Source organism: Polaromonas sp. CT11-55 (assembly GCF_047303325.1).
Taxonomy (GTDB): domain Bacteria; phylum Pseudomonadota; class Gammaproteobacteria; order Burkholderiales; family Burkholderiaceae_C; genus Polaromonas.
In genome coordinates this window covers 92,970-107,205 of record NZ_JBKBEX010000017.1, presented here as the reverse complement: position 1 = coordinate 107,205, position 14,236 = coordinate 92,970, and the positions used below count along the sequence as shown (strand labels likewise).

The 14,236-nt window shown below is 55.7% G+C and carries 3 protein-coding genes; all 3 read left to right on the top strand.

Translation table 11 applies throughout. The features are described from left to right. Positions 1–765 (top strand): HlyD family efflux transporter periplasmic adaptor subunit (locus ACEN8I_RS16180; protein WP_413329534.1); only part of this gene is annotated, 765 nt, incomplete at its 5' end. Between the two features lie 97 nt (positions 766–862). After that, on the top strand, positions 863–1,774 hold the full coding sequence (locus tag ACEN8I_RS16175; protein ID WP_413329532.1) for a hypothetical protein: 912 nt from the start codon (positions 863–865) through the stop codon (positions 1,772–1,774). Between the two features lie 8 nt (positions 1,775–1,782). Then, positions 1,783–14,079: a calcium-binding protein gene (locus ACEN8I_RS16170; protein ID WP_413329531.1), complete on the top strand. Its 12,297-nt coding sequence runs from the start codon at positions 1,783–1,785 to the stop codon at positions 14,077–14,079. Positions 14,080–14,236 lie beyond the last annotated feature (157 nt).

Sequence of the window (14,236 nt, the reverse complement as noted above, 5' to 3'; positions counted from 1 at the left end):
ATGGGCAGCCTGGCCGCCGCCGACAAACAGCGCGAAGCGATTGAAAAAGGCAAAGACCTCGACGCCCAGCAATCCGCAGTACAAGCTTTCAGCGCCACCATCGCCGCGCAAACCAAAAAAATCAGCCAACTGCAAAGCGCCTACAAAAGCGAGCTGCAAAAAGAACTGGCCGAAGTCCGCGCCAAAACCGCACAGCTGCAACCCACACTAGACAAGAGCATCTACAAGGAAGGCCTGATGGAGCTGCGCGCCCCGCAAGACGGCGTCATCAAAGACCTGGCCACCACCACCGTGGGTGCCGTGGTGCAGCCCGGCACCGTGGTGCTGACTTTGGTGCCCCAGGGCGAGCAGCTGTTTGCCGATGTTTCCATCAAGAACGACGACGTGGGCTTTGTGCAGGTCGGCCAGTCCGCGCAAGTCAAGCTCGCCGCCTATCCGTTTCAAAAGTACGGCATGTTGATGGGCAAGGTCATCCACATCAGCGCCGACGCCACGCAAAACAACCAGGGCAGCGGCAGTACGTCATCAGCCAGCGCAGGCTCAAGCAGCGCCGACGCCGCGGCGGCCGCAGCCGCTGCCATGGCGACTTACAAGGTGCGCGTCAAGCTTGACGAGCAGGTGCTCAAAGACCCGCAGGGCAAGGCCCTGGTCATCACGCCGGGTATGCAGGTTGTGGCTGAGATCAACCAGGGCAAGCGGACCGTGCTGGAGTATTTGCTGTCGCCTGTGCAGAAGGCGGTGCAGGAGTCGGGGAGGGAGAGGTGATCTCTATGGGTAATAAATTATGAACTCACTAATTACATCGAGGGAAATGGAAATGCCTAGAAAAGTAGCTCGGTTACTAGGTTGTCTGCTTGTCGTAATGTCTTTGACCAGTTGCGCACAACCGCCGCCATTTGATTATGAAGCAGCAAAAAGACTCTCTGCGGAAAAACGCAGGGAGTATGACGTGATTTACTTCAACGAGTTTTATTTGAGCGCAGGGGTGATGTCCAACCGCTACCTTAGTGAGGATGAGATCGTCGGACGGACTGTGCCTAGCGAAGGGAACTATTTGGAGAAGGCGTCCGTGGCAAGGCGCGCAGAATTCAGGCGCATGGCGGATGCTGGCTACCTTCCCGCCTATGTCTTTCTGCACCAGACACCCGAATATGTGCTGCAGTACTCCTATGCGGATGAAGCGCTCGGCATGTTGGCGGCTGCGGCCAAGGCTGGCGACGCATCCGCCGCCTGCGCGTTGACTGCGATGACCCGTCGATTTGACAGCGTTAAACGGCGCAAATCCATAGCGCAAGAACAAACTGCGGCAATGGCGATTGGCTTGAAAGCTAACCATGGCGCATGCCTTGTGCAGCATGGTGAAAGTTTTTTCCAATCCGCTGTCACAAAAGAAGGCGTGGTGAGCTATTCACGCTATGACGCTGCCGGATTTCCGTACTTGTTTGAAGCCGCCCGGCAAGGTTACTACCTCGCGTTTCATCTACTGAGGAATCTTCGCGGATACGAATTGCAAAAAAGCAATTACGTTCTTCCATCGAGTCTTCCCCTGGAACGCTACTTGTGTTGGGGGCGTCTGGTGGGACAGTACTCCAGAAGTAGCGGCATTGATACGCAAACCATCACCTGGACTTTTCGCGGTGACCCCCGTCTGGGAAAACCGCCGTCAGTCGACCCCAAGTACTTTCCTATTCTGGATAAGTACGACCCCGCCGTTTTCCCCCTGACCGTTCAGGTCGCCACGCCTGAAACATGTCTCCAACTCGAAACTCAATAGGCCTGAAGATGACTATCACTGTTCCTAATTTCGATACCCTTACTCAAAATCAACAAGCATGGATGCGTGAGTATGCTTTGCTTTCGGAAACCCGAAGGGTCAATCTGGCCATCCGACTAGAGTACGAGGCCCGATATTTGGCACAAACACTGGACGCTAATGGGCGCAAGATATACGAAGACGCCGCCTTCAAGCAGATGGAAACTGAGCGCCAGCTCAACGGCTTTCGCCTCGACCGTTCAGACGTTTTGGATGCTGATTTCGCTAAGCTACAAAATGAGCTGAATCGCACGCCGCCGGATAAGCTCTTTCTACGCAATCAGCTTGAGATTTCCATTAACCAATACGGTACGGCCAAATATGAGCTGTGGAATCTTCCCCCTTCAATGTTTCCGACATACCCCCTCGATCAAGTTAGCATTGGGGACAAGATATATAACAATTCCGGCACGTTACGCTGGAATCCAGAAACTTTCGGCGGCAAGATCGGCTATGTGCTTGATCAAACGCGTGGTGAGCTTGAAAGCGCCGGTCGCGGCTTTCTCAATATCTGGAACATGCCAGATGAAATGCTCAGTATCGATCAAAAGTACAACCTATGCAAAACCCTCTCGGGCATGCTAGGGGGTTTCGTCGGCGGCAACATCCTCACATCAGGTCTGAATCTTCCTCAGTCCAGCATGCTGAGTATATTGCTCGGTAAGCGTGGTCCCACTACGCCGGGCCAGATGATGAGTGACACCTTCACACTCGGCTCTAAGTGGGCTTTTAAGACGACCGGTGAGAATGGTGGCTGCCGCATTTATATGCCAAGCAGTGAAATGCAGCGCTATGGGCTACTTGACGTAGATTTTGATCTTGACTCGCTAGCTGACTTTGTTTCCTTAACCGTTGATGCTCCAACAATTCGTCGAGTGCTTGCCGAGGATTCGGCGTCAATGGCATCTCTCACGCTCGCTCTTGCGCAACCCGATGCCAGCGCAGAAGCGCTAGCAGCCGCGGGGTTGGATGCATACAACCGGGTCGATAGCCTGTCAGATAGCGAGATGCCGACCGCGTTCAACGACTGGTTGCTTTCCGCTGCTGAGGGTCGTACAGCATTAGATTCGCAGTTGCCCGGAACCGGGAGCGATGCCAACTCGGCGAGCATGGCGGAAGTGGTCGCTAGCGCATGGCAAGAGTCTAACGTTGTAGGAACTGGCCCGGTAACCAACCTCATCAATCTGGGCACCAACACAGATCCTATTCCTATCCAAAATTCGATCCCCGACAGCGCCTCTGGTGGGCCCAGCACAATAGGCAATAGCTTGGTGATCACAGGGGACTACACTGTGGGTGTCGGCAACCTATGGGATGTCAATACGGCTGTTGGAAATCAAGCCGCCGCAGGTTATGCCATTACTGATGGCCTTCGGCCTGGCAACAGCAACATGGGCTTGAACATTGGTGCATCGACTGGTGTCGGCCTTCATGTACCGGCCCCCGGCGGAACTGCTGGCCCCGGTGCCATTGATTACAGCCTGTTGGGTACCGGATTGAACAGCGCAGCCGCCAGCAATTTTCATCAACTTCCTGTTGATCCTTTGGTGATAGATCTAAACGGTGACGGCGTTCAGCTCACAAACTACACCGACTCTCCGGTCCTTTTTGATGTGGATAACGACGGCGGTTCGTTGGAACAAACTGGCTGGGTCTCTTCCCAGGACGGTATCGTCGTGCACGACCTCAACCACGACGGCAAGATCAACAGTATCAGCGAAACGCTCAGCGAGTACTACAACGGCGTCGCGGGTAGCAACGGAATGGCGGGCACGAAGCCGTTCGCCAATGGCTTCGCCGCATTGAGTTCGTTGGACTCCAATCACGACAATCAATTCACCAACGCCGACGCAACCTGGAGCGAACTCCGAGTCTGGCAAGACGCCAATCACGACGGTAAGACAGACGCGAGTGAGCTCAAAACCTTTGGCGATCTTGGTATCACCGCCATCAACCTGAGCACTACGGCCCAAAGCGGTGAAGTGCGCAATGGTAACGAGGTGCTGGCCAAGGGAAGCTTTATCCAAAACGGAAGCACGCATGAAGCCATAGCTGCCAACTTTCTAGCTAACCCGGCCGGTAGCACCATCACACAGTCGGGCAGCGGCATCATCGTCTCTACGGAAAGTACTGTGGCCGGTGGATCTGCCACAACGGCATTTATTTCGCAAAATATCGTTGCCTCTGTGTCCGAATCACTGTCGGCCGCAGCGCTTGGTGTCAAGAACATCACCGGCGGTACCGGTAATGACGTTCTCATCGGAGACGCGCAAAACAACTGGCTGGCGGGTGGTCTGGGCGCAGACAGCCTTAATGGCGGTGCGGGTGACGACGTGCTGCTAATCGATGCTAGGGATACCAGTGTCAATGGCGGTGACGGTTTCGACATCGCTCAAGTGATAGGCACTCAGGGCGTCACTCTAAATCTCAGCAAGAGCAATATCGAGATGGCCGTAGGTGGTGAGGGTGATGATGTCCTCATCGGTGGCGGCCGCAGTACGGTATTCGTGCGCGGTGGCGGTGGAGACGATGTCATCATTGGGGGTGCAGCGAACGATGTGCTAAGCGGCGAAGACGGTTCGGACATGATTGACGGTGGTTCCGGCAACGACCTGATACGTGGCCATCGCGGGCAGGACCGTTTGTTGGGGGGCCAGGGGGACGACGTGCTCGACGGTGGTCTAGAAGATGACTCCCTGAGTGGCGGCGCAGGCAACGACGTCTTGATAGGCGGCCGTGGCGACGACAATCTTAATGGCGGCGATGGAATCGACGTAGCTCAATATTCGGGCAGCTACGCCGACTATCGGATTACCAAAATCAGGGATGAAGTTTCAGGCGGGACGATCTTTCGCGTCGTGGATACCCGGAACGGCCAGGACGGCGCGGACACCTTGACCAACATCGAGAAGCTCAGCTTCTCGGATGTCTCCCGTGTCGACCTGACGCTGGCCGCTCCGCTGCCCGTGAAGGATGTACTCTCAGTGAATAGCAGCGGAGTCGCGTTGAGCCGCAGCACAGCGCACCTGCTTTCCAAAACTCAACTGCTCGCCAATGACCGGGACTGGGATAGCGATATATCCCAACTCAGCATTACCGCGGTGCTTGAGGCGAAGGGTGGCACCGTCAGTCTGACTGCGCAGGGTGACGTGCTGTTTACACCCGACGCTAACTACACAGGCGTGATGAGTTTTAAGTATAAGGTGCAGGACGCCCAGGGCAACTACACCCAGGTCACCTCCACCACTGGGCAAACCGAGCCCATGAAGGCGGCGGTGTACCTGCAAATCACAGACCTTCCCAGCGACCCTCTGGTCGTGGAGCAATGGTACCTGTCGGACACCAATGTCATCGCTGCCTGGGGAACGGTTGCGGAGCAGGCGGCGGGTCGGGGTTACAGCGGCAAAGGCATCAAGATTGGACAGTTCGAGCCCGGCGGGCCCTTCAGCACCGGCCCAGAGGTGTTTGACTACCGTCATCCCGATTTGGCTCCCAACGCAGACAAAGCCTGGCTCAATACCCTGGACGCTAACGGCAACAACAACGCACCGCAGGTTTTTAGCAATCACGCCACCATGGTTGCCGGTGTGATGGTCGCGGCACGCAACGGTGAAGGCGGTGTCGGCGTGGCTTATAACGCCAGCCTGGCGGGCCACTACATCCAAGGCGAAGGCCTGGAGGTTAGCCAGCTCAACCAGGAAATCACCGCCGCCCTGGCCAAGTTCAAGAACTACGATGTCGTCAACAACAGCTGGGGGCCCACAGCCAACTTTCAGCTCAATGTGACGCCTGTCGGTTTGCTTGAAACCGGCATGTTGGATGCGGTGAGCAATGGCCGCGGAGGCCTGGGAACGGCCATTGTCATGGCGGGCGGCAACGACCGCGAGCATGGCGCCAATACCAACTACAACGCGCTCACCGCCAACCGCGCGGTCATCACGGTGGGCAGTATCAACGCACCGGGAGACCTGGGCACCTTGCAGATGGGCAGCAAGCCGTTCAGTAACCCCGGCTCGAGCATTCTGGTGTCGGCTCCCGGCAGCAATATCGATTCAACCAGCCGCGAGCTGATTGCCGACAACGGCTCCACTTTTGGCAGCCAGTACAACACGAGCCAGGGCACCAGCTTTGCCGCACCGATTGTGAGCGGTGTCATCGCTTTGATGCTGGAAGCCAACCCGAAGCTGGGCTATCGGGACATTCAAACCATCCTGGCCATGAGCGCCACCCAGTTCGCCGACCCGAACGGTACGGACTGGACCTACAACACTGCCAAGAACTGGAACGGCGGCGGCATGCACGCCAGCCATGACTACGGCTTCGGAAAGGTTGACGCGCGTGCCGCGGTGCGCTTGGCTGAGACCTGGTATGGCCAGACTACCACCTGGAACGAGCAAACAAAGACGGCCAGCAGCGCTACGTTGAATGCTGCCATTCCCGACGGGGCCGGGGTGCTGACTCAGACGCTTACCATGGCGGCAGGCCTGGACGTGGAAACCGCGCAGGTGACGCTGGAACTCACCCATCAGCGCTGGGGCGACCTGATCATCAAGCTGATCTCGCCCACCGGCACCGAGAGTATTCTGGTGAATCGCCCCGGCAAAGCGCCGGGCGGCGCCGCGAGTGACCTGGGCGATACAACTTCGGGCACCTTGAGCTTCAGCTTCAACACCACCCATGTGCGCGGCGAGACCAGCGGAGGGAACTGGACGCTGCAGGTTATTGATGCGGCAACGGGTAGTACCGGCACGCTGAAGAACTGGAAACTGGACCTGTATGGTGCAACCTCGGACAGCGATGATGTGTACGTTTACACCAATGAGTTTGCCAGCACGGCAGGCCGCACGACACTGACGGACACCAACGGCGGTAGCGACATCATTAACGCCAGCGCCGTCACTGGTAACAGCATCATCAACCTGAACAATGGCAGCACCAGTACGCTGGCGGGTAAAACGCTGACACTCAATGGCGATATCGACAAGGCTTTTGGCGGTGATGGCGACGACACACTGATCGGTAGTGCCGGCGTTAACGTGCTGATGGGTGGAAGAGGTAACGACAACATCACCGGTGGAGGCGGCATTGACAGGCTCGAAGGTGGATATGGCAACGATACCTTGACCGGCGGAACGGAAGATGACTTGTTTGTGGTTCAAAAAGACGCAGGCAGCACCGACACGATCGTTGATTTCAATACTGCTTCAGGCGCAGAAAAGATCGTGCTCGTTGGGTTTGATAGCGTCACGGACGCCACCCAGCTCAGTGTTACCCAGGTTGGTGCCAACGTGCAGATTGGCCTGGGCCAAGGGCAATCAATCATCCTCAGCAACACGACGGTCGCGCAGGTGTCCGAGCAGAACTTTGTGTTTGTGTCCGACGCCAGTTTCGTCGAAGAATATGCGATCCGCTGGAACAACCCGGCTTTTTGGCTAGGCACTACTGGCGTGGACAACCAGGTAATCAGCTCGCCTTTCGGTGACCTTAGAGTCACGGCCCTTGCAGGAAATGACGTGGTGGGTTCCACCACCGCGAAAGACCTTCTTGATGGTGGTAATGGCAATGACACTCTCTGGGGTGACTATCCCGGGTTCACCCCCGTGCCTGGTGCCGACTGGATCGAGGGCGGTTCTGGCAATGACACGCTGTATGGCGGCAACGGAGGCGACTGGCTGGTTGGAGGTAGTGGTGACGATGCCGAGTATGGCGAAGAAGGCAACGACTATCTGATTGGTAATACGGGCCTTGATTTCCTGGACGGGGGCCTCGGCGACGACCTCATCACACTCGACGGCGACGTGGGAACGGTCAATGGCACGACGTTTGGCTACTACGGAACGCGTGTCGGCGGGGCAGGTGCGGACGTCTTTAAAGTGCTGGCCAATGGCGGTGGCAATGCGGGCTTCAGTGCTTCCGGCGCTACTTTCAGTGCGTCCAACCTGATAGCAGACTTCGATCCTAATCAGGCGGGTGAGAAAATCGACCTGCGTGCCTTTGGCTGGATCACCAAGCTGGCTGATCTGGGGATCCAGAATCTCATTGTCAACGGAGTGCAATTCGCGCTCATCTCGGTCAGTAACGGTACGCAGTCGCTGAACCTGAACATACGAGGTGTTTCACTTTCGCAACTCAATGCCAGCCACTTCATATTTGCGCCCGCTACGCCAGGTGCTGTCACCGGAACGACCGGGAACGACATTCTGACTGGCGACGCGGGAGCAAACACTATCAACGGCCTCGCCGGCGCTGACAGCATGACCGGACGAACGGGCGACGACAGCTACATCGTCGACAACGTGGGTGACACGATCAACGAGCTTCCCGGTGGCGGCTACGACAGTGTTCAGTCGAGTGTGAACTACACCCTCAGCGACAACGTCGAAGCGTTGACTCTGACCGGTACAGGCAACCTCAACGCTACCGGCAATGCACAGCGCAATCGCCTTGTGGGCAATGCAGACAGCAACCGCCTGGACGGAGGCGCCGAGGCCGACAGCATGCTGGGTGGAGCGGGAAGCGATACCTATGTGGTGGACGACCAGCTCGACACCGCGTACGAAAACTTCAACGAAGGGATCGACAAGGTGGAGTCCTCTGTCTCCTGGACCTTGGGCAGCAACTTCGAGAACCTCACGCTCACGGGCACCGGCAATATCAATGCCACCGGCAATGATGTTTCCAACATCCTGGTAGGCAATTCCGCTGACAACATCATCGACGGTGCTCAAGGCGCCGATGTCATGTCGGGTGGAGCAGGCAACGATACCTTCTATGTCGACAACGCCGGTGATACGGTATTTGAGGAGGCCGATTCAGGCATTGACACCGTCTATACCAATGTCAACTTGGCGCTTGAGGCCAATGTGGAAAACGGGACGTTGTTCGGGGCAGCCACCACATTGACTGGCAACAACCTTGGCAATATCTTGCTGGGCAACAGCTTGTCCAACACCTTGTCAGGCGCGGCCGGCAATGATGTACTGGACGGTGGCGCGGGGAGCGATACCATGGCTGGCGGCACGGGTGATGACGTTTATTACGTTGACAATGCTGGCGATACCGTTGTTGAAAATATGGCGGAAGGGGTCGACACCGTCGTCACCAGCGTGAACTACGCACTTGGCGCCAATGCTGAAAATCTCGTTCTCACTGGAGCATCCAACCTGAACGGCACAGGCAATGCATTGGACAACCGTCTCAGCGGAAACAGTGGCAACAACACGCTCACGGACAGTGGTGGCAGCGACACCATTGATGGAGGCGCGGGCGACGACGTGATCGTTGACCAGGGTGATGGCGCAAATGCGTTGCGCGGTGGGGACGGCAACGACACCATCACGTTCAGCCACTCCGCCAGTAACACGATTCAAGGTGGCACCGGAAACGACCTCATTCAATCGGGTTCGCAAGACCACGGGGCAGCGGCCTACACCAATACCTTTGAGGGAGGTACGGGCAACGACAGGATCGTCAGCGGCTCAAGTTCGGATACTTACCTCTTTAACAGGGGTGATGGTCAAGACACCATCAATGACTACGGTGCCAGTGCTCTAGGCGGGACAGTCGGCATTGACAGGATCGTGTTCGGTGCCGGCATCACGGTGGGGGACGTCACGATAAGCCACGTGGGTTCCAACCTGGTGCTGAGCATCAACAATCCGAACAACCCCGCCGCGTTGGACTGCATCACGGTGGAAAACTGGAATAACAGCCTTTACCGAATTGAACAAGTTCAATTCGGCGATGGTGCGACTCTCAGCGCAGCTCAACTTGACCAGACGGCGGCAAGCGGAACCACCAATGCGGACGTCATCAACATATCGTTAGATGCGATCCTGGCGTACGGCCTAGCGGGCGACGACACCATCGTTGTCGGTGCGGGGGGCGTTATCGCGTCTGGCGGGGACGGCAACGACACTATGGTGGCCGCGGGTGATAACAACTACTTGTACGGTGATGCGGGTAATGACGTTATGACCGCGACCGGGAGTAACAACCATCTGTATGGGGGTGCCGGTAACGACACGTATTTGATGGATGTCACCGGTACTGCCGTGAGCGAGCTCGCAGATGAAGGCATTGATACCGTGATTGCCAGTTTGGACTACACGCTGGGTGCCAATGTTGAAAATCTCAATCTTACCGGTGCCGCCAATCTGAGCGGGACTGGCAACGCTTTGAACAACCAGCTCACCGGCAACAGCGGCAATAACACGCTAATTGGTGGCCTTGGGAATGATGCCTTGCTGGGTGGATCGGGCAACGATCTGTATGTCTACGGACGAGGAGATGGTCGGGACACAATCACCGACGTGGATACAACGGTGGGCAACATCGACACGCTGGTCATGCGAGCCGATATTACCGCAGCGGATGTCACCGTGTCTCGCACGGCTACCCAACTAGTTCTTTCCATCAGCTCCTCAGATCAGGTTCGCATCGACTGGGACGCATCCCACGGCAAACGTATCGAGCGCGTCGAGTTTGCCAATGGCACAGTCTGGGACATGTCTCACCTCACCGCATTGGCCAACTTGGCCCCGATTGTTAGTGAGCCTGTGCCCTTACAAAACGCCAATGAAGACAGTACATGGACCTTTGTGGTGCCGGCGGGAACGTTTTCTGACGCGGATGCGTTGGTCGGCGACACAATGAGTTACGGCGCATGTCGAGCTGATGGAACGGCTTTGCCGAGTTGGCTCAGTTTCAATGCGGCTACCCGAACCTTCAGTGGTACACCAGTTAACGCAGATGTGGGTATTCTGAGCCTCAAGGTTATGGCTACCGACAGCTTTGGCGCAACGATTGCAACCAGCTTCAATGTCGTGGTTAGCAATACCAATGACGCTCCGATTCTGGTCAACGCGCCGACAGCTCAGCAGGCTAGTGAGAGCCAGATGTTCGTATATGTGCTGCCCGCCAATACGTTTACCGACGTGGATATAGGCGATGCGCTGACCCTGAGCGCCACTTTGACGGGCGGTGCTGCATTGCCGGCCTGGCTTACTTTTGATTCAAATCTCAGAACTTTGTCGGGGATTCCTCCGAACACTAGTTCCGGCGTCTTGAACATCACTATTAAAGCGACCGATCTCGCAGGGGCGTTTACATTGACGTCTCTGTCGATAGACATCGCCGATGTTCTCAACGGTACTGCCGGCAACGATGTTTTGGTAGGAGCCTCTGGGCGCGATTTGCTGCTGGGTTTCGCCGGGAACGACTCGTTGGATGGGGGCGCAGGCGCTGATAGCCTGATCGGTGGTTCAGGCGATGACACTTACTTTGTTGATAACGCTGGTGACAGTGTGACTGAGGCAACGAATGATGGCTGGGATACCGTTATTGCCAGTCTGAACTACACCCTGGGCGCCAACGTTGAAAACCTCGTTCTTACTGGAGCGGCCAACCTGAACGGCACAGGCAATGCATTGGACAACCGTCTCAGCGGAAACAGTGGCAACAACACGCTCACGGACAGTGGTGGCAGCGACACCATTGATGGAGGCGCGGGCGACGACGCGATCGTTGACCAGGGCGGTGGCACAAATACGTTGCGCGGTGGGGACGGCAACGACACCATCACGTTCAGCCACTCCGCCAGTAACACGATTCAAGGTGGCACCGGAAACGACCTCATTCAATCGGGTTCGCAAGACCACGGGGCAGCGGCCTACACCAATACCTTTGAGGGAGGTACGGGCAACGACAGGATCGTCAGCGGCTCAAGTTCGGATACTTACCTCTTTAACAGGGGTGATGGTCAAGACACCATCAATGACTACGGTGCCAGTGCTCTAGGCGGAACAGTCGGCATTGACAAGATTGTGTTTGGTGCAGGCATTGCAGTAGGAGATGTAAAGGCCACCCGCATAGGTGACAACTTGGTGCTGAGCATCAACAATCCGAGCGCTCCTGCTTCAATTGACAGGATCGTAATAGAGAACTGGAACAACAGCCTTTACCGTATTGAGCAGGTGCTGTTTGCTGATGGAACAATTCTTAGCGCGGCCCAACTTGGCCAAGCAACGGTGACGAGTACCTCCGGCTCGGACGTGATCAGGCCTTGGTCTGATACAACCTGGGTCGATGGTCAAGCGGGAGATGACACCATCATTGCAAATGGACCTGCCATCTCCGCTTTTGGTGGTGATGGCAACGACGTCATTATTTCGTCCGGATCTAGTGATCTTCTAGATGGTGGCGAAGGCGATGATGTGATCACCCACCTGGGGGGAGGAACGAATGTGTTGCGCGGTGGGAATGGCAATGACAACATCACCTTCAGCCATACAGCAAACAACACAATTGAAGGCGGCGTTGGCGATGACGTCATTCAAGGTGATCACCAGTATTTTGGCGATGGAAGCGGCCATAGCAATACTTTTACGGGAGGTGCGGGCGATGACCGCATCGTGAGTGGATTCAGCGCCGATACATACATCTTTAACCGGGGTGACGGACACGACGTTATCAACGACTATGGATTCAGCGCGATAGATGTACTTCTCGGCGGTCTCGCCGGTGGCGATGACCAAATAATATTTGGAGTAGGCATCGCGCCAAGTGATGTGACGGTAAGTCGCGAGGGCTCAAACCTTCTATTGAATATCAATAATCCGCAGAACTCAACGACTTCGGACCGAATCACAATTGAGAACTGGGCGAATAACAGTCACTACATTGAGAAATTGCGATTTGCCGACGGAACGGTTCTTACCGCATCTCAGTTGGATCAGATCTTTCTGGCCAGCACTACAGGTGCAGACACAATTTACGTCAGTGGAAGTCACCTTGTCGTTCACGGCGGAGGCGGTAATGACTCCATAACCGATACAGGTTATCGGAATACGCTTTTCGGCGACGCAGGAGATGACACTATTTTGGGTAGTGGAGAAGAAAGTGATGCCTACGGTGGTGACGGTAATGACATCATGACAGTCGCTGGTGGATACGGCAACCGCCAGTATGGCGGTGCCGGTGATGACGTGATCTCATCTGATGGTTGGATGCAAATCATGGACGGTGAGGCAGGTAACGACACAATTACTGCACTAGGAAGTTCGGGGGACTCAGGGCTGTACGGCGGTGCGGGCGACGACATCCTCCGGACCGTTGGATATGGAAACACTTTGGATGGGGGCTCGGGAAACGATGTCCTTACCGTGGTGGATGGTGACCACAGTTTTTTGTATGGCGGCGCGGGAGACGATCTTATCAATATTACGGGGTTCTCATCTGAAGTTTATGGCGAGTCCGGTAATGACACTATCGTCTCTGCTGGAAGTGGAAATCAGTTGTACGGTGGTACCGGGAACGACACCTATGTGATGAGTGACGCCAACAATCAGGTGACCGAAAATTCGAATGAAGGTACCGACACCGTTCAGAGTTCGGTGAGTTGGCTGTTACAAGCCAACGTTGAAAACTTGACCTTGACAGGTACTGCGGCCATCAACGGTACCGGCAATACAAGCGACAATGTCATTCTTGGCAACAGCGGCAACAACACGCTCAATGGTGCTGGGGGCAACGATATCCTCCAGGGCGGCGCAGGCGCTGATACTGTCACCGACACTGTTGGCAACAACTTATTTGATGGCGGCGCCGGAAATGACACGCTTACTGGCGGAACCGGCAACGAGTTTATTGCCGGTGGCGTGGGGAACGATGTGATTAACACCAGTACTGGCGCGGACATCATTGCATTTAACCGCGGTGACGGTCAGGACACCGTCAACCTCAGTACCGGCAACGACAACACTTTGTCATTGGGCAAAGGAATAACCTACGCTGACCTTCTGTTTACGAAGAGCAGCAATGATCTGATTCTGGGGACCGGAACGGGCGAACAGATCACCTTCAAAGACTGGTACACGAACATCAACAACCGCAGCGTTGCGAATCTGCAAATCGTGATCGAAGGTACAAGCGACTATGATTCCAGTTCCACTAACCAGTTGGTCAACAAGAAGATCGAGCAGTTTAATTTTGGTGGACTAGTTACGAGGTTCGACGAGGCAAGGTCGGCCAACCCCACGCTGAGCAGTTGGGCTTTGTCGTCGTCGCTGTTGGATTTCTACCTTAGTAGTAGTGATACCGCCGCCATTGGTGGTGATTTGGCATATCTGTATGCGAAGAATGGAAGTTTCAGCGACTTATCTATGGCTCCTGCACAGGCCTTGCTGACTGGCTCATCGTTTGGTAGCGGAAATCAAAATCTTCAAACACCTACCGCGCTTCAAGATTCTTCACCGAGGTTGCTATAGCAAGTCTTGCTCGGGGCCCTTGCGATGTGGACTTGGATTAATGGCTGACTAGCTCCTATCAAAGCGAAGGCTCTCACGAGTGTGCCATTAACCTGAGGCTGTTGATGGTCTTGCTATAGTGAAAGCAGTTGCTTATCGACTCGTGCAGTGTCCCAGT